Annotated in this window: 17 protein-coding genes and 1 tRNA gene; 3 read left to right on the forward strand and 15 right to left on the reverse strand. The window is 41.6% G+C overall.

Annotation, left to right across the window (positions count from 1 at the left end; genetic code table 11):
• Positions 1 to 40: 40 nt before the first annotated feature.
• The 11 genes from NFS18_RS11370 to infC form a co-directional block, all read right to left on the reverse strand.
• Complete coding sequence (locus NFS18_RS11370; RefSeq protein ID WP_251390195.1) at positions 41 to 1,042, reverse strand: deoxyguanosinetriphosphate triphosphohydrolase; 1,002 nt, start codon at positions 1,040 to 1,042, stop codon at positions 41 to 43.
• Positions 1,039 to 2,577: a polyphosphate:AMP phosphotransferase gene (gene pap / locus NFS18_RS11375; RefSeq protein ID WP_251390197.1), complete on the reverse strand. Its 1,539-nt coding sequence runs from the start codon at positions 2,575 to 2,577 to the stop codon at positions 1,039 to 1,041. Before pap ends, NFS18_RS11370 begins: the two co-directional genes overlap by 4 nt.
• 200 nt (positions 2,578 to 2,777) lie before the next feature.
• Complete coding sequence (locus tag NFS18_RS11380; RefSeq protein ID WP_251390199.1) at positions 2,778 to 3,878, reverse strand: phosphotransferase enzyme family protein; 1,101 nt, start codon at positions 3,876 to 3,878, stop codon at positions 2,778 to 2,780.
• Between the two features lie 25 nt (positions 3,879 to 3,903).
• Positions 3,904 to 6,072, reverse strand: a complete 2,169-nt coding sequence (gnpA, locus tag NFS18_RS11385) for a 1,3-beta-galactosyl-N-acetylhexosamine phosphorylase (protein WP_251390201.1) — start codon at positions 6,070 to 6,072, stop codon at positions 3,904 to 3,906.
• 234 nt (positions 6,073 to 6,306) lie between these two features.
• Positions 6,307 to 6,391, reverse strand: a tRNA-Leu gene (locus NFS18_RS11390).
• A gap of 312 nt (positions 6,392 to 6,703) precedes the next feature.
• On the reverse strand, positions 6,704 to 7,054 hold the full coding sequence (locus NFS18_RS11395) for an Hpt domain-containing protein (RefSeq protein ID WP_251390203.1): 351 nt from the start codon (positions 7,052 to 7,054) through the stop codon (positions 6,704 to 6,706).
• Positions 7,055 to 7,126: 72 nt separating this feature from the next.
• Positions 7,127 to 9,202, reverse strand: coding sequence for a bifunctional diguanylate cyclase/phosphohydrolase (locus NFS18_RS11400; protein WP_251390205.1), 2,076 nt, complete (start codon positions 9,200 to 9,202; stop codon positions 7,127 to 7,129).
• 45 nt (positions 9,203 to 9,247) lie between these two features.
• Positions 9,248 to 11,797: a response regulator gene (locus NFS18_RS11405; RefSeq protein WP_251390207.1), complete on the reverse strand. Its 2,550-nt coding sequence runs from the start codon at positions 11,795 to 11,797 to the stop codon at positions 9,248 to 9,250.
• 134 nt (positions 11,798 to 11,931) lie between these two features.
• Positions 11,932 to 12,288 (reverse strand): 50S ribosomal protein L20, encoded by a 357-nt coding sequence (gene rplT, locus NFS18_RS11410; protein WP_251390209.1) that lies wholly within the window; start codon positions 12,286 to 12,288, stop codon positions 11,932 to 11,934.
• Positions 12,289 to 12,317: 29 nt separating this feature from the next.
• Complete coding sequence (rpmI, locus tag NFS18_RS11415) at positions 12,318 to 12,515, reverse strand: 50S ribosomal protein L35 (RefSeq protein ID WP_251390211.1); 198 nt, start codon at positions 12,513 to 12,515, stop codon at positions 12,318 to 12,320.
• Positions 12,516 to 12,570: 55 nt separating this feature from the next.
• On the reverse strand, positions 12,571 to 13,065 hold the full coding sequence (gene infC, locus NFS18_RS11420; protein ID WP_251390213.1) for a translation initiation factor IF-3: 495 nt from the start codon (positions 13,063 to 13,065) through the stop codon (positions 12,571 to 12,573).
• A 478-nt stretch (positions 13,066 to 13,543) separates the two neighbouring features.
• Between infC and NFS18_RS11425 the strand changes: the two genes are divergently transcribed.
• Positions 13,544 to 14,902 (forward strand): sodium-dependent transporter, encoded by a 1,359-nt coding sequence (locus NFS18_RS11425; RefSeq protein ID WP_251390215.1) that lies wholly within the window; start codon positions 13,544 to 13,546, stop codon positions 14,900 to 14,902.
• 181 nt (positions 14,903 to 15,083) lie between these two features.
• Here NFS18_RS11425 and NFS18_RS11430 read toward each other — a convergent pair whose 3' ends face one another.
• From NFS18_RS11430 to NFS18_RS11445, 4 genes are all read right to left on the reverse strand, one after another.
• Positions 15,084 to 15,947, reverse strand: a complete 864-nt coding sequence (locus NFS18_RS11430) for a DegV family protein (RefSeq protein WP_251390217.1) — start codon at positions 15,945 to 15,947, stop codon at positions 15,084 to 15,086.
• 80 nt (positions 15,948 to 16,027) lie between these two features.
• Positions 16,028 to 17,386: an MATE family efflux transporter gene (locus NFS18_RS11435; RefSeq protein WP_251390219.1), complete on the reverse strand. Its 1,359-nt coding sequence runs from the start codon at positions 17,384 to 17,386 to the stop codon at positions 16,028 to 16,030.
• A 107-nt stretch (positions 17,387 to 17,493) separates the two neighbouring features.
• The gene (locus NFS18_RS11440; RefSeq protein ID WP_251390221.1) at positions 17,494 to 18,861 is read right to left on the reverse strand and encodes a spore germination protein; all 1,368 of its coding nucleotides are present in this window, start codon (positions 18,859 to 18,861) and stop codon (positions 17,494 to 17,496) included.
• 165 nt (positions 18,862 to 19,026) lie between these two features.
• A complete protein-coding gene (locus tag NFS18_RS11445; protein ID WP_251390223.1) occupies positions 19,027 to 19,536 on the reverse strand; it encodes a dCTP deaminase/dUTPase family protein in 510 nt (169 codons plus the stop codon).
• A gap of 148 nt (positions 19,537 to 19,684) precedes the next feature.
• On the opposite strand from NFS18_RS11445, the gene NFS18_RS11450 reads away from it, so the two are divergent.
• Entirely contained in the window at positions 19,685 to 20,470 is a 786-nt protein-coding gene (locus NFS18_RS11450) for a response regulator transcription factor (RefSeq protein ID WP_251390226.1), read from the forward strand.
• Positions 20,471 to 20,472: 2 nt separating this feature from the next.
• The gene (locus NFS18_RS11455) at positions 20,473 to 22,281 is read left to right on the forward strand and encodes a sensor histidine kinase (RefSeq protein WP_251390228.1); all 1,809 of its coding nucleotides are present in this window, start codon (positions 20,473 to 20,475) and stop codon (positions 22,279 to 22,281) included.
• Positions 22,282 to 22,337: the final 56 nt, after the last annotated feature.

The raw sequence follows: 22,337 nt of genomic DNA on the forward strand, positions 1-22,337 counted from the left end.
GACAAAGCTTTGTCATTTCCTTTATTATATTGAAATTTTTTTAATTTTTCCATGCCTGCGGCACAAAGATTTCTCCGTACTTCATAACAGCATAATGATCCGTCATTCCTGCAATGAAGTCACATACGATCTGCTCCTTCTCACATTTCCCTGCACGGATCGCACTCTGATACTTCTCCGGCATTCCCTCCGGGTGCTCTGCGTAATATTCAAACAACTGTCTGACAAGGTGGACCGCCTTCATCTCCTCTCCTTTTGCCTTCGGATTCAGGTACACATTTTTGAACATGAACTTCCGCAGATCCATCATCGCCTGACTAACTTCTCCAGACATTCGGATCTCCGGCCGTTCCATACTGTTAACAATTACATCATGCACCATCGTATCCAGCCGTTCTTTTCCCGAAGCTCCCAGCACTCTCTGGATTTCCTTCGGAATCTCATCCTCTGTCAAAATACCTCCCCGTGTGGCATCATCAATATCATGATTGATATAAGCGATTTTATCTGATAAACGGACCACACATCCTTCAAGTGTTACCGGATGCCCCGCTGTCTTATGGTTCAAAATACCGTCCCTCACTTCCCATGTCAGATTCAGCCCTCTGCCATGACGCTCCAGACACTCCACCACACGCAGACTTTGCACGTTGTGTTCAAAATGATACACCTTATTCAGCGCCCGCTCTCCGGCATGACCAAAGGGAGTATGCCCGAGATCGTGTCCCAGAGCAATTGCCTCTGCCAAATCTTCATTCAGCCGGAGCGCCTTGGCTATCGTTCTTGCATTCTGGGATACTTCCAGAGTATGTGTCAGGCGGGTCCGGTAATGATCTCCATCTGGCAGCAGAAAGACCTGTGTCTTCTGCCGGAGACGCCGGAAAGCCTTACAATGTAGAATTCTGTCTCTGTCACGCTGGAAGACCGGGCGGATATCACACTCTGTCTCTTCTTTTTCTCTGCCTTTTGATTCCCTGCTTCTTGCCGCATACGGACTTAGATATTCCAGTTCTCTCTCTTCCAACTGCTCTCTGATCGTCATAACCTCACCCGCTCTTCAATTGCTCCTACAACTGCTTCTAACACTTTAATTCTGGCATAATACTTGTTATTCCCTTCAACGACAACCCATGGCGCGTATTCTGTAGATGTCCGGAGCAGCATTTCATTGACAGCCTCTTCATACTGCTCCCATTTCTCTCTGTTGCGCCAGTCCTCTTCTGTAATCTTCCACTGCTTCTCTTTATCTTCCTGACGTGCCTTAAATCTCCGTTCCTGCTCATCCTTGTCGATCTGCATCCAGAACTTAATGACAATTGCTCCTGCCTCTGCCAGATCTTTCTCCATATCATTCATTTCTTTATAGGCACGCTGCCATTCCCGTTTCGTACAGAAGCCCTCGATCCGCTCAACCATAACACGTCCATACCAGGTGCGGTCAAAAATTGCAATATGTCCATCTTTCGGCATGGCTCTCCAAAATCGCCACAGATAGTGATGGGCTTTTTCGATATCATTTGGAGAAGCCGTTGGATTTACCACATACCCCCGGGGATCCATCTTTTCAGTCAGGCGCTTGATAGCGCCTCCTTTGCCGCCAGCATCCCATCCCTCAAATCCAAGGACAACAGGAATCCGTCTGCGGTATAATTCCCCATGAAGAAGTTCCAGCTTATCTTGCAGCTTTTTCAATTTCTCTTTATACTCTTCCTTTGTATAGCTCAAAGTCAGATCTGCTTTCGCCAGCACCGATTGCTGCAAATCCTTTGCCGTTTCATCTGCTTTCGATACATCCGCAACACTTTCAGTCTTCTCCTGTGTAACCGTTTCTGCCCTTTTCAGCTCTTTTGAATCTTGTTCTTTCAGAGCATGCTTTACCTGTTCTTCCATTGCTCTTATTACAGTTGTGTAGATTTTCACAGTTGCAAACCTCTTATCAGTTGCCTCAATTATGTTCCATAATGCATAGTCTGTATCTGTCTGCTGCAGTACATCTTCAATATAAGACTGATAGGTCTCATATTTTTGATTCCGCTTTAAGTCTCCCTTTGTCACACGCCATGCAGTTTCCTTATTTTCCAGCAGCTTTTTAAAACGTCTTTTCTGCTCTTTCTTACTAATATCCAGAAATAGTTTAATAATCACATTTCCATCATCTGTAAGCTGCTTTTCAAATGAACAGATGGATTGATATATTTTCGGAAGTTCCTTTTTCTTTGTCCGCTTCTCAAACCGGTCAATCAGCACCTTGCGGTACCAACTCCCATCATAAATACTGATCCGTCCGCGGGCAGGAGTCTTAGTCCAGAATCTCCATAAAAAGGGATGCATCTGCTCTTCCTCAGTCTCCTTCTGAATTGCAAACACTTTGAATCCACGGGGATCTAAACTTTGAATCAGGCGGCCGATCTGAACTCCCTTTCCAGCAGCACCGAATCCCTCGAATACAATCATAACAGGAATATTTAAATCCCTGCACTGCCTTTGCAGTCTGCCAATTTTCCGCTCTAGCTCAGGCATCTTTTGTTTAAAATCTTCCTTAGACATCTTCTTCGTCAAATCCACTTTCTCAAGCATTGCAACAACCTCCTTATTGTATCATTATTATATCCAATTTCTTTAATATCACATCTTTATTCTCTGATTATATCACATAATTACCACAAAATTACAAAAAACGAATTTTCGGTAACTTTTGCACAATGTAAATGAGTCTTGTACATTGGAACCAGAAATTCGTTTTTTCAATCGTTAATTATACTATATTATTTTATAATCTACTGTCTGACAATTCTGAGCATTTCATCCCATTTCTTTTCCATATCTGCAACGAGTTTAAACTGTGTCCTGGCACGATCCAGATTATGTCCTTCACGGTGAATCTGGAAGTAATGGTCTCCTTCCAGGTAATCTGCAAGAAAACGGATTCCGCACTCATATGTCATCATCTTTGCACCCATCGGAAGCATTTCAATCTCTGCCTCCGTCAGCCTTCCCTGGCATCCTTTCTGGAAGCCGCTGTTATACACGTCCAGCAGATGCATACTACAGCTTACCTTATCCAGATCCTTCTCATCCTCTGTGGCAGTACTTGCGCCAAAGCGGATGGAATCTCCGAAATCATGAACCGAAAGACCCGGCATGACCGTATCCAGGTCAATGACACAAATTCCCTTTCTCGTCTCATCATCAATCATGATGTTGTTCAGCTTTGTATCATTGTGAGTAACACGGAGCGGCAGTTCACCTTTTGCCAGCATATTTCCCAATACAGCCGTATCCTTTTCACGTGCCAGCGCAAACTCGATTTCACGCTGAACCAAAGCAGCTCTTCCCATCACATCTTCCTGTACTGCACGCTTAAAATCCGCAAAACGTTTCACAGTATCATGGAACTGTGGGATCGTCTCATGCAGTGTGTCTGCCGGATAATCGGCAAGCAGGCACTGGAAGTTTCCAAATGCGTATCCACTCTGGTAAAAATCCTCATCACTTGCTACCTGGTCATAACAGGTTGCACCTTCGATAAAATGATAAACTCTCCAGTATTCCCCCTCTGAATCCACAAAATAAGGTTTTCCGTCTTTTGCACAGGCAATATTCAAAGTCTCTCGCTCCGGATTACCGCCGCGCTCTGCAATTTTCCTGCCCAAATATGAAGTGACTCCCAGAATGTTCTCCATAACTTCTACAGGCTTTTTGAAAATATCTTTATTCATCTGCTGCAGAATCATGCGTTTTGTTGTTCCATTAAAATCCACATGTATCAGATAAGTAAAGTTAATATGACCATTTCCATATCTGCCCTGAAGAACCGGTTTTCCCCCAAATTCAAATCCATCCAGGACTTCTTTCAGTCTTTCTTCTATCGCTTTCATTTATTATCTCCTTTTCTTTTGTCCTTCAAACTTCATACCAGCGAATTTCATTAGAATCCAGATGTATGTCAAAGCTGCTCCCATCACCTCTGTATACAGTTGTGTCCTGCGGCTCATACGTGTTATTTACAACACAGTATCTACCATTCTTCACATAAGCATGAACTTCTACATTGTAGTTCGTGCTGAACCATTTGTGCAGATTCTCTTCATCCCCTGCCGCCCAAATCACTGCACGATAAAACAGTCTGCTGTTTTCAAAACTGTAAGGAAGCCCGCTGATATAAACACTTCTTCCTTGTCCGAACTCGTTAACTGCAAGCTGTACTTCCTTGTCTTTATGCACAAGAATCTTTGTACCTTCAAGTGCGTAAACACATTTTTTCCCTTCGCCGAAGTCAATCTCACCTTTACAGTCTTCCGTAATGAAATGCTTATGCTCTTCCCAGTTATATTTATCTTTATTTAGATTAAATCCATTCTCATACTCTACACCAAGCACATTTGCCATCTGGAAGTATCTTCCCTGCCACTGGTGTCCTGAAGGCTCTCCAATACCAATAAATCCGCCGCCTCTGTGCACGAATCTGCGAACTGTCTCCACAATTGCCGGATCTGTCCAGTTCTCACCGCCTGTATATGCAGTGTCTGCATCACCTACATTGATGATTACATTGATGTCATCCAGAACTGCTTTATTCTTACGAATATCATCAAAGCTAATAAACTTCACATCAAACGGAGCGCCGCTCAACGCTTCAATAATTCCTGCGTAAGAATAGTTCTGTTTATAATACAATGCATGATGCACCATGTGGTTCCCCCATGCGCGCATCTTTCCCCAGCTATTCAGAACTGCAACCTTTTTTACACAATAAGGTGTCGTTCCTTTAATATTATCATAAAGCAGACGGAACTCGTCACACACACTCTCTACATAATCAATAAATTCAGGAAACTGAAGCGCCAGTTTCAGATATCCGCCATATCCGATACGGTCAATCGGACTTCTAAGGATTGCACGGCGCGCTGTTACCCAATTGTATTTTGCCTCTTTGACCGGATCTCCGTCCTCATGAAATACATCTGGGAAAAAATATGGCAAAAGACGTCCTTCTGTGTATTTTACACCTTTGATGTCACTAATCAGACGCAAAGTAGAACCATTTCCCACACTTCCTACAACAGCGTCTACTCCGATTGTCTTGAATTCATCCATAAATGGTTCTGTTCCAATCCAGTGGTCTCCAAGAAACATCATTGCTTCTTTCCCATATTCATGTGTGATATCTACCATTTCTTTTGCAAGTTTTGCAACTTCACGTCTCTGGAATGCCTGGAAATCCCGGAATTCTTTAGATGGAATACGGTAAGTGTTATTCATATACCCCTGGTCTATAATATATTCCGGCCGGAAACGGTATCCGGCTTCCCTCTCAAACTGTTCCAAAATATACGGACTGACTGAAGCAGAGTATCCATACCAGTCTACATATTTTTCTCTTGCCAGTTCATCAAAAATCAATGTAAACTGATGAAAAAATGTTGTGTACCGAATCACATTTACATACGGATGTGACTCCAGATAGTTTCTCAGACGCTGCATAGAGTATTCCCTTGTCTTAGGCTGCCGCACATCAAATGTAATCTGCTTCTCCACACCCTTCCAGTCATTGGTCACCGCATTATACATATGTACCGGATCCCACATAATGTAAGCGAGGAAACTGACTGTATATTCATGGAATGCTTTGGCAGAACTGATAATCACATTACCTGTCTCAGTGTCATAAGACCACTGTCCATATGGAATTACCTCCCCTGTTGTTCTGTCGATTACTTCCCACCACCGTGAAATATCATCTCTGTCATTCACTTTCAGCATATCCGGATAAAGATGATCCATCAGGTGAATCGATACTATATCTGACTCAGCAGTATAAAAATCAGTCATAATATACATCTGCTGCACTTCATCCAGATTCGCCTTCGCCCATTCATTGTCTTTACGGGTCGTATAATAAGTTGCATATACCTTAGCATCTATCTGCTTTAGTTCCTCTGGATAATCTGTTCCGTCACAATCCCGGACAGCGTCCGCTCCCCAACGGTCCAACAGCTCTTTCGTCTCTTCGATCACATCCAGATCAGTCGGAATTGTAACCTGTCCTCTTCTTTTCTGATTCTCTGCCATAGTTCTACTCTCCTGATTTTTATCTAAAATATCTAATTTGAGTATACGTTTTGTATACAAAAGATACAAGCTATTTATTGCCATGTAATTTATGAATATTGTTTTTTGTTCAAAAATAGATTGATTTATTACATATCATGCACACTCAAAACAGTCCGCCGGACTGTTTTATCACATGCTTGACAAAAAAAAGAAACTCCTGAATACTCAAGAGTTTCTCTTTTAATGTATAAATGCGGAAGATGGGACTTGAACCCACACGAGCGCATTGCTCACAAGATCCTTAGTCTTGCTCGTCTGCCAGTTCCGACACTTCCGCATATGTATTGTGTTTCACACGCCACAAGTGGTATAATACTATTTATCCTGTAAAAAGTCAATACTTTTTTTATTTTTTTTCATATCTGGTAATAGTTCGTTGTTACTGTTCACACGGCATCTTGCACTACGCTGCAAGGTGTCCGTCCAATGAAGTGATGACAGCGATATATCCACCCCCTCGCCGAAGGCGACTTAAAATGGGCTGGAATCCGGTCTCTTGCCGTAAGGCAACTTTAAATAGACCGGATTCGTTGCTTTGAGCACCACAGGTGTGAAAAGTAACAATAGTTCTGCCAAAAAGCCGGACTGCTTAAAGACTGCGGATACATTCAACCGTCTTTTCATAATCCTTCTTCACCTGGGCAAATAATTCTTCTACCTCTGCAGTGTACTCTCGTCTATCCCTTAAATAATCTGTAAGTATCTGGGCGGAATTTCCCAGCTTTGTCAAAGCGAGATTCTGGCATACGCCCTTAATCGTATGCGCCGCTCTAAACGCCTCATCCATGTTTCCCTGTTCCAGAGAATTACACAAAAGCTCATAACTCTTATCCTCCGGCACCTTACACAAGAATTTCTTAATCCGTTCTTCTGTGCGCAGACGTGCTTCTACTTCCTGATAATTCCCTTCCATTGCATCATAACATTCTTTTACTGTCATTTTCTGCTCCTCCTATTTTTTTGGTTCCTAATACAACAACTGATAAACATCCGAAGCTTATTATTTGCTGCACTAGTCCTCTTTTACTGAATTTAACACCGAGTTCATCGTTTCATCTGATTCATCATAAAAATAATAAGCATGCTTTCCAGACTTCTTTGCCCGATACATTGCCACATCTGCCATATGAAATAAAGATTCATAGTCTCTGCCGCTGTCTTTTGCCTTGGCAACACCCATACTGACACTGATATGAAAACCCTTATAATCTTTATCCAACATACAGAATACTCGATTCACCGGCATTTCTTTCTCATCCTTATACGGCATAAAAAGTAAAAACTCGTCACCGCCGACTCTGGCAAGAAGATCATTCCCTCTTGTTCCCTCCTTCAGGGTAGATGCCACCTCCTTGAGCACTTCATCGCCGAACATGTGCCCATATTGGTCGTTAGCCTGTTTAAATCCATCCAGGTCAAACACGATCAAAATATATTTTAATTCACTATCTCTGGCAAGTTTTTCACAAATCCGCGCTCTGGCGGTCTTGTGGTTCAAAAGTCCTGTCAGTGAATCACGCTCAGCGTCCGTTTTCAGATCATTGATCTTCTCTGTCTCATTCTGGATATCTATAATCTTACCAATTGCTCCTACAAATTTCTTTGGCTCCTCCTCGCTCCAGATAGACTTTGCTATCACACGGCTCCAACGCTTTTTCCCATTAATCGTGAGCAGATAATCTCTTTCAAATTTGCCATTTTCCTCAGTCTGTTCTTCAAATGCCTGCAAGAGCTCAGAAAAATCTTCTTCGCGAAAAATTTCTTTTCCGAATATATCGTTTCTCGGATTCATGATCACTTCAGGAGATTCCAGATAGTCTGCACTCCATTCTGACAGTGTCAGCATCTCTGGTACTTTTGTATATTCAAACTGAATCTCTTGCGAAATATTTGCAAAAAAGCGATACTTCATCCGTTCTCTCTCCAGAAGCTGAAGTGTCCGGTCAGATACCGCAATATCGCCTTTTTCAAGCTGCTGCTCTATAGACTCCACAATCTCAATTCTGGTAGCCGTCTGTTCAGAATGTACTCCTACCTCTTTTTCCAGAGTATCTGAAACCGCTGTCAGGCATTCCAGCAAAACGGGATTGAATGCACCGCATTCTCCCCCTATAATCATTTCCACTGCTTTCTTATGACTAAACGCTTTTTTATAAACACGGTCCTGACGCAATGCACTGTAAACATCCGCCAACGCAACAACCTGGGCCGAAATTGGAATCTCGTCCCCTTTAAGTCTGTCCGGATATCCTTTTCCATCATACCGTTCATGATGCCAGCGGCAAACTTCACATCCGATTTTGATCAAGGGTTCTTCTTCCCACCGCGGTATTTCCTTCAGAAGTTTCGCGCCTTCTATAGAATGTGTTTTCATGATCTCGAATTCTTCGTCTGTAAGTCTCCCCGGCTTATTAAGGATTTTCGTTGGTATTGCGATCTTCCCTATATCATGGAGTGAAGATGCAGTACAGATAAGCTGAATATCCTTTCTGCTAATAGAATACTTGTCCGTCATTGTTATAAGCTTTTTTAAAAACAATTCTGTCAGCAGCCGGACATGAAGAATGTGCATTCCACATTCCCCGTTACGTGATTCTACAATATTGGAAAGAATCTCTATCATCAGTGAATTGTCATTTTCTCTCTTCTGAATCTGCTCTATCACCATATGTTCCAATTCCTTTTGTTTGGCAAACAACATTAATGTATTGCTTACCCTCCGCTGTACAATACGCTCGTCAAACGGTCTGCTGATATAGTCGTGCACTCCCAGGTCATAGGCTCTGTCCACATAAGCCGGAACAGTTTCTGATGAAATAATAATAACCGGCACGCTTTTAATCCAGCCATTTTTATTCATAACAGTCAGTAAAGCAAAGCCATCCATTTTTGGCATAACAATATCAAGGAGCATCAGCGCAATTTCCTGTTCTCTGCCCTGCAAAATGGCAGATGCCTCCAATCCATCCTCTGCTTCCAGTATTTCATATTCTCCGGACAGCATATCACACAAAAGAGAGCGATTCATCTCTGAATCATCTACAATCAGTATTTTTCGCTTGGAATCACTCATCTCTGTTTTTTCCATATCATCTTCTCCTTTCAAAATATTCTTGTTCTTTCTGTTCTCCGGCTACGATATGTACCGTCCCAGAACCTGATATAACTTATCAATATCAATTGGCTTCGCCACATGTTCATCCATTCCAGCCTGCTGACTTCTCTGCATATCTTCTGAAAATGCATCGGCAGTCATCGCAATAATCGGAATTCCGGCATCTTTCCGTTTCATGGCACGGATAATACTGCATGCCTCATAACCATCCATCACCGGCATCCTGATGTCCATCAGAACTGCATCATAATACCCCTCCGGTGAATCTGAGAACATTTCCGTACATATTTTCCCATTTTCTGCCCATTCCATCACCAAGCCAACATCTGACAGGATTTCCTGTGCGATCTCCATATTCAGTTCATTATCTTCTGCAAGCAAAATACGTTTATTTTCAAAATGAACCTCTTTTGTCCCCAGTTCCTTTTCTATTTCGGAATGTCCTCCAATAAATCGGCTCAATTCCATATACAGGTTTGATTTAAACAATGGTTTAGAAATAAATCCAACTGCTCCGACCTCTCGCGCTTCTGCTTCAATGTCACTCCAGTCATACGCAGATATGATCAGAATCGGAAATTCCTCACCCACCAGACTGCGAAGATGACGCGCTGTCTCAAGTCCGCACATTCCCGGCATCATCCAGTCCAGAAGTATCACTTGATATTCGCCTTCCCGTCCAAGCTGTTGTTCTACCATCTGAAGCGCTGTCTCGCCGCTTGTCACCCAGTCTGCGTTTATTCCGATTTCCCGCAGTTCAGTCACTGCACTTTCACATTGATCTTCATTATTGTCTATAACTAATATGTTCCATGGCGGAAGTATCATTTCTCCAAGTTTTTCCTCCGCACGCTCCAAGTCCAGAGTAATCCGGAATTCACTTCCCTCACCCTGACGGCTCTGAACCTCTATTGTTCCTCCCATCATCTCCACGATGAAACGGGTAATCGACATTCCCAGACCTGTTCCTTCTATTTTTCTCGCACGGTCCTCACGAGTGAAGGTTTCAAACATCTTTTTCTGGAACTCCTCTGTCATTCCAATACCGTTATCTTTTACCCTAAAAAGACACCTTACATATTCTGGACCTTTCGGAGATTTCTCCTGCGATAGGTACACATTGATTCTTCCGCCCTGATCAGTAAATTTAATTGCATTTGACAATAGGTTGAGAAGCACCTGATTCAGACGCACATCATCACAGCATACCATCTCTGTCTCAATATTTTTGATAAAAATATCGAAATGTTGTCCTTTGCTTTTCACCTGCGGCTGTACTATATTGACAATAGATTCCATTGTTTCGCGCAGCGAAATCACCTCTATGTTTAAAGAAAGTCTTCCGCTCTCAATCTTAGACATATCCAAAACATCATTGATCAGTCCAAGCAGATGTCTGCCCGAAAGTGTAATCTTTTTCAGACAATCCTGTACCTTTGCTGTATCATGAATATTCGCCGATGCAATTGCTGTCATACCGATAATTCCATTCATCGGTGTACGGATATCGTGACTCATATTGGACAAGAATTCACTCTTTGCCTTATTCGCTCTCTCAGCCTCCTCCTTGAGCTTTTGCAGACTCTCCATCTGTCCCTGGGTCATCCGGTAATACATAGCAAACACAATGAATTGTGCCGTCAGTATAAAGATTACCATTCCGACCAGAGAGTATTGTCTTGCATCTCCCAGGTTACGAATTGTATTTTCCAAAACTTCATAAGGCATAGTAGAAACCAGATACCAGTCAGAGCCTTCCAGAGGAGCACAATACAGATGCTTATGTTCCCCATCCATTTTAATCTGCGCCGTATATTCCTCTTTGTTTCCCATTGCCCTTTTTATTTCGCTCACAAAATCTTCTGTCTTCTTTTTGTTCGTCTCTTCATTGTGCATTTGAAGACGTTCAAAATAGTTTTCTTCTATCGCATCCTTGCTGCAGATTACATAGCTTCCATCCCTGCGGATAATCGAAGAATACGCCAGTCCTTCTTCATTATCCAGTTCGAGAGATTTCTTCAGAACCTCAATTGGATAGCTTAATGTCATAATGGTGCTTCTCTTTCCGTCTGACATGGGATATGCTACTTCCAGCGCCAGAGTAAACATTTTGTTTCCATCTTCATCTGCCCCACCGCTGATCCAGCTTCCTTGTTCTTCCAGAAGCCCATTAATCCCCAGTCTGTTTTCACAGATAACATGCTTTCCATATATCACCTCATACTCGCCTGTGTCTGCATACAACTCCATGGAAGCGACATTTCTTACATACGCCCCTAACATCAACTCACTTTTTAATTCCTCTCCGTACACTGCATTTTCAGGCGGAGTTCTTTCGATAATACCTTCCCCCTCCTGCAGCCAGATGTTTGTAACTATTTCAAACTTCTGCTGAAGCTGCCAGTTCGTCTCCGACATATAGAGCTCTCCCATTTCACTGATGGTTTCCTCACTTTTATAACTCATAAAAAGCGCCTGTATAAACATCATACACATGCTCACTGTAATTAAAATAGCGAAGCTGCTAATCAACATCTTCTTTGTCTTATCCATTGTCTTATCTATCATTGAAATCCCTCCTTCATCATCTTTGTATATTATAGCAAACGCCTCGCCGTTTGTACATAATAAAAAAAGCAGTTCAGATGAACTGCTTTTCTACTGTGCACAGTAATACTGCTTTTCCAACATATTCTACTTCATTAAGCAAGTTTAGTCTTTGCAGCTTCAACCAGTGATGCAAAACCTTCCTTGTCGCTTACTGCAAGCTCTGCAAGCATCTTTCTGTTCATATCGATACCAGCCAGCTTCAGACCATGCATAAATGTGCTGTAAGACATTCCATTCATTCTTGCTGCTGCGTTGATACGAGCGATCCAGAGTTGTCTCATCTGACGTTTTCTCTGCTTTCTTCCTGCATATGCAGATGTCAGTGCACGCATTACAGACTGTTTTGCTACTCTGTACTGTTTGGAACGTGCTCCTCTATATCCTTTTGCGAGTTTCAATGTTCTATTATGTTTCTTTCTTGCGTTCATTCCGCCTTTAATTCTTGCCATTTCAAGCTCCTCCTTCTCTTAACCGATTCTTACAGATATGGTAATACCTTTTTCATGTTCTTTACATTTGTTGCATCTGCAATTGTAGACTTTCTAAGATTTCTTTTTCTCTTAGTTGTCTTCTTTGTTAAGATATGGCTTTTATAAGCTTTATTTCTTTTCAGCTTTCCTGTACCTGTTACTTTGAAGCGCTTTGCTGCCGCTCTATTTGTTTTAATTTTTGGCATAATGATTTCCTCCTTTAATGTGCTTGTGCCTGCGGATTAAAATCCACAAATATTTTTAACGTTTTACAGTTAAAACCATGCTCATATTCCGACCTTCCAGCTTTGCCGGCTTCTCTACAGATGCTACATCTTCAAGCTGCTTTGCAAAATCATCCAGAATATGCCTGCTCTGATGAACATGCGCCATCTCTCTGCCGCGGAAACGCAGTGTAACCTTGACCTTATTGCCCTTTGAGATGAACTTCTTCGCATTATTCATCTTCGTGTTCAGGTCATTGGTATCAATATTCGGTGATAAACGTACTTCTTTAATCTCAACAGTTTTTTGCTTTTTCTTAGCCTCTTTTTCTTTTCTTGTCAGTTCATACTTATATTTACCGTAATCAATAATCTTGCATACCGGCGGCTTTGCTGTCGGCGCAATCTTGACAAGATCCAGTTCTGCTTCCTGTGCCATCTTATAAGCATCCCTTGCAGACATAATTCCTAACTGTTCCCCACTCTCGCTGATCAGACGCACTTCTTTATCTCTGATCTGCTCATTAATCATAAAATCGCTAATTGTCGTATACCTCCGTCATCCTGAATTTCCTTTTAGGTCCTGCAGCGTAAAGAAAATAAAAAAACGAGTGATGTAATATCCACTCGCACAATCTACCCTTACAGACTGCCGCTAGAACAGTCGGTATGATATCTGTATAAACCGAAGTCACCCAATTATGCTGCGGTGAGAGTGGTTACTCTACTTTCTTTTTCGCTTCACGCTTTGTGTACTATACCATATCCCATTCATAGTGTCAATATGAATTTATTAATTTTTAAAACTTTTTATATTTTCTTTCTTTATATAAAAAGATGTGATATAATGATTGCGTTTCGTGCAATTAAATTATATGAAAGAAAAAATTTTTCTAAAATATACTTTTAATGTCTATACCTATTATAAGTCACACAAAATCGTATCAGATGACAAGTTCAAAAGTCAATAGGGATTTAAATTAATTTTTCAAAAATCGGAGGAGCTACTAATGAAAAATAACAGAAGTAACTTTACAAGTAAAATCGGGTTTATCCTGGCAGCGGCGGGCTCTGCAGTCGGACTCGGAAATCTCTGGCGTTTCCCATATCTGGCGGCTCAGTACGGAGGCGGAACATTTTTGCTCTGCTACCTGATACTGGCGGTCACATTCGGATTTGCTTTGATGGTTGCCGAAATCGCTCTCGGACGTAAAACAAGACTCAGCGCCATCGGTGCATTTGCTGTCCTGGACAAAAAATACAGCTTCATCGGAGTACTGGTTGCCCTTGTTCCAATTTTGATTCTGCCTTACTATTCCGTAATTGGCGGATGGGTTATTAAATATTTTATCGTATTTATCTCCGGACAGACACATGCTGCTTCGGACGATGCCTACTTCACCGGATTTATCAGTCAAACAGGAGAACCACTCCTTTGGTTTGCCCTGTTTGTCACCTTTACTGCTATTGTTGTTATTCTCGGTGTGGAAAAGGGCATCGAAACAGTCAGCAAGTTTATGATGCCGGTACTGGTAGTTCTGACAATTGGTATTTCTCTCTATGTACTGACAATTGACGGTGCATGGGATGGTGTCAAATATTACATCATGCCTCATATGTCTGATTTTTCATTGAAAACATTACTTGCAGCCATGGGACAGCTCTTTTATTCCATGTCACTGGCTATGGGTATTATGATTACTTATGGTTCCTACATGAAAAAAGCGACCAGACTGGAAAGTTCTGTCCGTCAGATTGAATTTTTCGACACCGCCATCGCTTTTTTTGCAGGACTGATGATCGTTCCTGCCGTATTTGCATTTTCCGGCGGAGATGCTACCAAATTAAATGCCGGACCTGGACTGGTATTTATCACACTGCCAAAAGTATTTGACAGCATGCCGCTGGGCGGACTATTCGGAACGTTATTCTTTGTCCTTGTGTTCCTTGCAGCCGTAACTTCTTCTATTTCACTGATGGAAACCATTGTTTCCATTTTAATGGACCGTTTCCACTGGTCAAGAAAGCTGACAAGTATTATCGTATTTGTATATATATTGCTGATGGGTATTCCATCTTCCCTGGGATTCGGTATCTGGGATTTTATCCAGCCATTAGGAATGTCCATTCTGGATGCATATGACTTTATCAGTAACAGTATCCTGATGCCGATCGTTGCTCTTCTGACCTGCTTCTTTGTAGCCTTTATAATCAAACCTAAGACGATTATCGAAGAGGCGGAAGCTGAAGGAGCTAAGTTTACAGCTAAAACACTATTTACTGTTGTGATCAAATGGGTAGCGCCTGTTATCCTTGTAGCAATCTTGATCAGTTCTGTGTTAAACGCAATGGGCTTATATGTATTGTAATATGGCTTTTCCGGTTTAAGGCAATATTGATTGTAATGGACAAAAATGTAAAAGTCCAACGAACCGTTTTACCACATGTTTGACAACAAAAATACCATCGTACAAACAGTCTCAGCTTGTCCGATGGTATTTTTTACTTCACATGATTTTCCATTCATTCTTTCATCTGTTTGTATCTGTTCTATCTGGCATTTCCCATAACAAAGACTGCCACAACACCCGGTCCTGTATGACTTCCGATTACCGTTCCAATATTGTTGATCAATATCTCCTGAATTCCCAGCTTCTCACGAACCTGTTTTGCTACATATTCAGCATCTTCTATACAGTCTCCATGTGTGATCATCGCCATATCATTTTCCCAGCCCTGTATCTGTTCTGCCGCCATGCTTACAATCTTATTCAGAGCCTTCTTACGTCCCCGTTCTTTCCCAATTACCTGAAGGCAGCCGTTGTTATCCATGTGAATGACCGGCTTGATCTGCACCATTGTACCAAGCACTGCCGCGGTCTTAGACACACGTCCTCCGCGGTGCAGATGATGCAAGTCGTCTACAGTTACATTATGACAGATATGAAGTTTATTCTCCTCTGCCCATTTTGCCACTTCATCAATATTCTTCCCTGCATCCTTCTGTTTCAAGGCATAGTATAGAAGTAAACCTTCTCCCATGCATGCGCATAATGTATCAATAATATAAATCTTTGCCTCTGGGTAATCTTCCTTCAACTCTTCTGCAGCAATTCTCATACTGTTAAGTGTTCCGCTCAGTCCAGAAGAAAATCCGAGATGGAGCACATCCTTTCCTTCCTTCAAAAATGGTTCAAAGTACTCTCTCGCTTCCTCCGGATTGATTTGAGAAGTCGTTGCCATCTTACCGTCACGCAGCTTGTCAAAAAATTCTTTTGAAGTCAGTCCTTCCATATCTGTATAAGTTTCCCCATCAATTGTATACTTCAGTGGAATCACAGGAACTTCCCGCTCTTCAAGCCAAACCTTCGGCAAGTCTACTGTACTGTTTACTGTAATGATATATTCTCTCATTTCCCTGCCTCCATATATTTCATAAATTAATAATTACTGGTATATCATACCACCTTTTGTATCATTTCGCAAAATTTTTCTTACGGGTTTTGCTGCTGATGCAAAGTCTTGCGCTGTACTGTTATAAATAATATAACCGATACCGTCACTGAAATAAAGTCCGCCACTGGTTCTGCCCGGTAAATGCCTGCCACCCCCATGAATTTAGGAAAGATAATTGCCAGAGGTATCAAAAGAATCACCTTGCGCAGCAGCGCAAGAGTCAGAGACGCCTTTGCTTGTCCAAGAGAAAGGAACGCCGTCTGACAGCTCATCTGAATACCGAATATAGTAATTGCAAGAAAATAAACTGGCATATATTTGCAAGTCAATGCTATCAGATCTTCATTGTTACTAAATATAGACACATAAATTTCCGGTTTCAACACTGCCATTCCTCCGAAAATCATTGTCATTGTCAGACAAACTGCCGCCATACGGTAGAACACACCTTTGACTCTCTCCAGATTCCCAGCGCCGTAGTTGTAGCTCATAATCGGTTGTACTCCCTGTGAGATTCCCTGTGTCGGAATCATCACAAGCTGCATCACGCTTGTCATAATTGACATCGTTCCTACATATAGATCGCCGCCGTATTTCTGTAGTCCTGAATTTAATGTGATCATTACAAGACTTTCTGTACTCTGCATAATAAACGGAGAAATACCAAGTCCGGCAATATTTTTGACAATCGTTTTATCAAGCCGGAAATACTTCCTGCGAATTCGGATCACACTCTTTTTGGAGGTCAGAAAACGAACCACCCACACTGCACTCAGTGCCTGAGATATAATTGTTGCAAGAGCCGCGCCGCGAACTCCCATATGTAATACAAATATAAAAATCGGATCCAGAATGATATTGGTTACCGCACCTATCAGTACGGAAAACATCGCAATCTTTGTGTTGCCCTGTCCGCTGATATAGGTATTCAATCCAAGTGCAAACTGTACAAAAATCGTACCCATCAGATAAATTGTAATGTACTCCCGCGCATATACGATTGTATTATCACTTGCACCAAATGCATATAATATCGGATTTCTAAATATAGAAAAAAAGATTGTCAGTACAACCGAGAAACATAATAGCATCATCGCCGATGCCCCTAGAATCTGCTCTGCCTTATCATAGTTCTTCTTCCCCAGCTGAATGGACGCCAAGGGCGCTCCGCCCGTCCCCGCAAATGCAGCGAATGCAGAGATGACCATGATTATCGGAAATGTAACCCCTACTCCCGTCAGAGCCATCTGCCCGTATCCCTCAATATGTCCAATATAAATCCGGTCTACAATGTTATATAATACGTTGATCACCTGAGCTGCCACCGTAGGAAGCGCCATACTAAACATCAGCTTTCCAAGAGGTGCATTTCCCAGTCTTTCATCATTTTTCACCATATTCCCTTCACCCTTTCTTTTATGGTCCGATAGTAAGTATAACACAAAATGAAACAACTGTGGGAGTCCTAAAAAATTTTTTCCGGTCTCCCACATTGATTAAAATTCTAATTTAATTTAACATTCAGATAATTCCGTCCTGACAATGTTTTATTAAATGCCAAGAAACAAACGATCAGTATACATCCCACGGCAAATCCGATCCAATTCAGACAGGCAGTCAAAACCAAAAGCATCAGACGCATAAATTTCAAGGCATAACCCAGTTCAAAATTGGGCTGCGTATAATTCGCAACCGCTACAAATGCCATTCCCAGCATAATCTCACTGTTAAACCAGCCGGAGGATACTGAAAACTCACCCATCACAAGACCTGCAATTACACTGAGAGGCGTACTGAGCATACTGGGCGTATTAAGCGCTGCAAGCCGCAAACCGTCAATGGCAAGCTCTAGTATAAGGAACTGCCAGATCAAAGGCACATAAACCGGTTCCCTTACAATCGTAAACTGGAACATATCCGGCACCCAGTCCACATTCTGCATAAACAACAGATATAGCGGAGTCAGAAAAACAGTTCCGATTGTGATCAGCGCGCGGGAAAACTTCAAGTATACTCCCGTAATCGTTGGAAAATAATAGTCGTTCGCCTCTTCCACCATATCCAGAATAGACGTTGGCAGTATCATCGCCGATGGAGAATTGTCCACCAGAATCACAACTTTTCCCTCCAGCAGACAGGCTGCAGACGTGTCCGGGCGTTCTGTAAACTTAAATTTGGGAAACGGATTAAACCATTTTCGTTTAAACAAAGCGTCTGCAAGGCTCTGCTGATTCATCCGCAGATCATCAATTTCCAGCGACTTTATTCGTTTCATCAGATTGTCGAGCAATGCCTGATCCACCCGGTCTTTCATATAGCATACGGCAATGTCCGTCCGGGAAGTCTGCCCCGCCTCAACCATTTCCATCACAAGATGCGGATCCCTAATACGTCGTCTTATCAATGCTGTATTAAAAACGATCGTTTCTACAAATCCATCTCTGGAACCTCTTAAAGACTTATCCTTATCCGGTTCGTCCACACTTCTAGCCGGATATGTGCGGCAGTCAATGGCAATACACACCTCATATCCGCTGATGAACAGACATGTTGCGCCTGACAGCACATTGCGGAGTACCTCATCAAAACTTTGCAGCACGTCCACCTCCACATAAGGAACATACCTTCTGGCAAATGTAGTTGCATCCACAGGCATATCCTCTTCTTTCACTCCAAAAAAAGAATCCATGATCTTCAGCATGGATTCATCTTTTGTAAATCCATCAATGAAATAAAACACTGCCGCTCTCCCGCCGATCTCTATATCCCGGCGCACAATATCAAAACTATCTTTGACAGGAAGCACCTGTTCCATGTATGCAATGTTCTCCTCAAATAACGAACTGACTTTTTTCTCATTCTTTTTAATCATGGGAATCCTATCCTTTCCAAAAAATCTCTGACATACACTACATTTCTTTAAATTACGTATTACCTGCAATTTTCTGCCAGAAATTCTGCTTACTGTGAGATAGTATATCCCCTATTTTAGAAAATATTCTGCTCTGTTCTTACAACACTATACTGACTTCCATACTCACTTTGTAGTACTTCCGAATCCTCCGTTTCGCACATCCGCCGCATCATCGTCCATAGTAATCCCGTACTCCACAAAGATTCCCTGCATAAAGCCATCTCCCGCTTTGATTTCAACCTTCTTTCCTTCATTGCTGTCATTTGTAATTTTTGCAAACATATGTCCCTCATTGTCAGAAAAGAAATAATCACTGTCAATAATTCCAACCGTATTATTAAGCTGCAGGCGGTATTTAAAACCCAGTCCGCTTCTTGGATAACACTTCAAAACCCAGTTGTTTTCCATTTCTACCCGGATACCTGTCGGAATCTTAATTGTCTCTCCCGGCACAAGGATAATCTTCACCGGAGCAAAAAAATCATATCCCGCCGAACCTGCGGTTGCCCGTTTCGGCAGCTTGATATCCTCATAAATCCCATGGATATCATCTCCATTTTCGCCAAATGTATCCATCCAGTCCTTTTGAAACTGTTCTTCGCTTACTTTATGAAACTTTGCAATTCTCTGCATATCCGTTATTCTCCTGTCCTAATCTTTTATGCTTGATTATATCCTGATTCCACCAAATTGTCACTAAACATTTTCAACTTCTTTCCTCTTTTATTTTAATATGTATTAGTGTATAATTAATTTGTATTTTTCAAGGAGAGCACAAACCATGTACCAAATTTTAATCGTAGATGACGAATATGAGATCCGTAATGGACTCTGCAAATATTTCCCATGGAATGCCGCTGGTTTTACTGTAGCCGGACAGGTAGAGAATGGTCGTGAAGCATTGGATTTTCTACATCACAATCATGTAGATCTTGTCCTGTGCGATATTATGATGCCTGTTATAAACGGAATCGAACTTGCCGAATTAATCCGCAAAGAGTTTCCTTCTGTAAAGGTATGTTTCCTGACTGCACACAAAGATTTTGAATTTGCACAAAAAGCCATTTCACTTAATGTCATACAATACATTTTAAAATCTGCCTCTTCTACAGAACTGCTGCATATATTTCACGAAATAAAAAACGAACTGGACAAGTCTATAGCCCAGCAGTCTTCTCTGTTTCATCCGGCAGATTCAGACTCCGAGAAAAATCTTCACACAAGAGATGCTCAGATTTTGAATGAGATCCGACAATATGTATATGATAATTATGCCACTGCGGATCTGAATTCTGTGGCATCCAAAGTGTATATGTCACCAAATTATGTCAGCAGATTATTTAAAGAACTGACAAACCAGAATTTTTCTGATTTTCTCTTAGATGTTAAAATGCAAGAGGCAGAAAAACTTCTGAATGACCCTCACAACAGAATCTATGAAATCAGTGAAACGCTGGGATACAAATACGTCAAAAACTTCTCCCGGGCTTTCCATGATTATTTTGGAATCAGTCCCAGAGATTACAGGAACGGAAAAGCGCCGCTGATCGTACATGCAAAAAAATAATTATGAGACCTCGTACATTTTTAAAAACATTCCTGCTTATTATCGTAGCGCTCATTGTTCCGCTGCTGTTGTTTTTTATCGTTACAATTTCGATTACCCAGAACCAGCTCCGAAATACTTCAGAAAGCGCAAATTATGCTTATCTTCAACAGATTCGTTTCAATACGGATCTAATTTTGAACCAAATCGATCAGCTTTCTCTTTCTTTTGATCTGAACAGTGAGATTGGTTTTCAACTTGATCAATGCCTGCAGCAAAAAGGATCCTCCTACGCAACGACTCAGGCTCTCAGCATCATTCAGGCATTTGCCTCCTCAGAATCCATATCCAGACCGTATATTCAGAGTGTCTACATTTATTTTGACTATTCATCTGAACGTTTCTTTTCGTTCAGAGAGGGGGTTAAATCTGTGAAAAATGCTACTGATACCGCATGGATTGAAAGTTATCAGAATCAGAATCCTGATACACATCTCTGGACAGAAATCCGTGATGTTTATCCATCTTCTGTAGGAGCATCTACATCTGTAGTCTCTATATATCGTCGTACTGTATCTCGTCCCGGTGTCATCGTTATGAATCTCTTTCCTCAATATATTGAGGATGGATTCTATACAAACAGTACTTCCGAAAGTACACCATACATTGTCGTACTGAATGAAAACGGAGAGGTTGCATTTCAAAATGACCTCTGCCCTTTCGAGAACAACATAGATCTGAGTACTATAATGGAACAAAAAGATGAAACTTTTTCTGTCCATCTAGAGGGCAAGCCTTATAATATCCACAGACTGGCTTCTGATCAACTCAACTGGACCTATCTGGCTATTGTCCCTCAAGAATCTCTGTATCTTTTGTCCACTCAGATTAAGTCTACTTTTTGGATTGTTTTACTGCTTTGTCTGTTGCTTGGTATGCTCTTAGCCGTTCTGTTTACTTATCGGAATTACCGGCAGATGAAAAGTATTATGCAGTTATTTGAGGCTGCCGAAGCTGAAGAGCCGCTTCCGCCAACCCGGTCGATGTATATGCAGGACGAATATACCATATTAACAGACACTCTGATTAAAACATTTATCGAACAGCGATACATGCGCCTCGCTGTGTCAGAAAGGCTATTTCATATGAAAGTGTTGGAATTACAGGCTTTACAGGCTCAGATTAATCCTCATTTTCTAGTAAATACACTAAAAAATATATACTGGATGTCCTGTTCTCTGACCGATGGTCCAAACAAAGTCAGCGAAATGATAGATGTTCTGTCTAGCATGCTTTACTACTCACTCCGCAACCCATTTGTCATGGTACCTTTAGAGGAAGAGATTATGCAGACACGTAATTATCTGCAAATCCAAATGACTCGCTATCCTAATAAGTTTACGACAGATTTTCAATATGATGACAATATCCTGCAAGAAAAAACTCTCCGCTTGATTTTACAGCCGATTATTGAGAACAGCATTCAGCATGGATTTTTACCGAAAGGCGGAAAAGGTCATATTAAGGTCCACATCAAACGTGTGGAAAACCATCTCATCTTCACCGTCTCCGACAACGGAGCCGGCATGAACAAAGAAACTCTTGAAAAACTAAAAAGACGACTGTGCTCCGATTCCATTCCAGAACAGGAAATCCGGCATATCGGTCTTCTGAATACCGCAAAACGTCTGTCCTTAAGATATGGAAACCATGCTCAGATACTAATCAAAAGCAAATATGGTTCAGGAACTTCCATTACTTTAAAAATCCCAACAGAAGATTCTAAACTATTATTAGATCCTGACGTATTACTGCAGGAGAATCCTGAGTAGTCTGCTATAAACAAAAAGAACGGTCAAGTGACTCTGCCTTGTCACCTTTCCGTTCT

It is taken from the genome of Mediterraneibacter agrestimuris (assembly GCF_943193195.1).
GTDB lineage: Bacteria > Bacillota > Clostridia > Lachnospirales > Lachnospiraceae > Schaedlerella > Schaedlerella agrestimuris.

Excerpts from the sequence above, each read along its gene's own strand:
- NFS18_RS11370 (WP_251390195.1), bottom strand. The coding sequence starts at position 1,042 with ATGACGATCAGAGAGCAGTTGGAAGAGAGAGAACTGGAATATCTAAGT.
- pap (WP_251390197.1), bottom strand. The coding sequence starts at position 2,577 with ATGCTTGAGAAAGTGGATTTGACGAAGAAGATGTCTAAGGAAGATTTT.
- NFS18_RS11380 (WP_251390199.1), bottom strand. The coding sequence starts at position 3,878 with ATGAAAGCGATAGAAGAAAGACTGAAAGAAGTCCTGGATGGATTTGAA.
- gnpA (WP_251390201.1), bottom strand. The coding sequence starts at position 6,072 with ATGGCAGAGAATCAGAAAAGAAGAGGACAGGTTACAATTCCGACTGAT.
- NFS18_RS11395 (WP_251390203.1), bottom strand. The coding sequence starts at position 7,054 with ATGACAGTAAAAGAATGTTATGATGCAATGGAAGGGAATTATCAGGAA.
- NFS18_RS11400 (WP_251390205.1), bottom strand. The coding sequence starts at position 9,202 with ATGGAAAAAACAGAGATGAGTGATTCCAAGCGAAAAATACTGATTGTA.
- NFS18_RS11405 (WP_251390207.1), bottom strand. The coding sequence starts at position 11,797 with ATGATAGATAAGACAATGGATAAGACAAAGAAGATGTTGATTAGCAGC.
- rplT (WP_251390209.1), bottom strand. The coding sequence starts at position 12,288 with ATGGCAAGAATTAAAGGCGGAATGAACGCAAGAAAGAAACATAATAGA.
- rpmI (WP_251390211.1), bottom strand. The coding sequence starts at position 12,515 with ATGCCAAAAATTAAAACAAATAGAGCGGCAGCAAAGCGCTTCAAAGTA.
- infC (WP_251390213.1), bottom strand. The coding sequence starts at position 13,065 with ATGATTAATGAGCAGATCAGAGATAAAGAAGTGCGTCTGATCAGCGAG.
- NFS18_RS11425 (WP_251390215.1), top strand. The coding sequence starts at position 13,544 with ATGAAAAATAACAGAAGTAACTTTACAAGTAAAATCGGGTTTATCCTG.
- NFS18_RS11430 (WP_251390217.1), bottom strand. The coding sequence starts at position 15,947 with ATGAGAGAATATATCATTACAGTAAACAGTACAGTAGACTTGCCGAAG.
- NFS18_RS11435 (WP_251390219.1), bottom strand. The coding sequence starts at position 17,386 with ATGGTGAAAAATGATGAAAGACTGGGAAATGCACCTCTTGGAAAGCTG.
- NFS18_RS11440 (WP_251390221.1), bottom strand. The coding sequence starts at position 18,861 with ATGATTAAAAAGAATGAGAAAAAAGTCAGTTCGTTATTTGAGGAGAAC.
- NFS18_RS11445 (WP_251390223.1), bottom strand. The coding sequence starts at position 19,536 with ATGCAGAGAATTGCAAAGTTTCATAAAGTAAGCGAAGAACAGTTTCAA.
- NFS18_RS11450 (WP_251390226.1), top strand. The coding sequence starts at position 19,685 with ATGTACCAAATTTTAATCGTAGATGACGAATATGAGATCCGTAATGGA.
- NFS18_RS11455 (WP_251390228.1), top strand. The coding sequence starts at position 20,473 with ATGAGACCTCGTACATTTTTAAAAACATTCCTGCTTATTATCGTAGCG.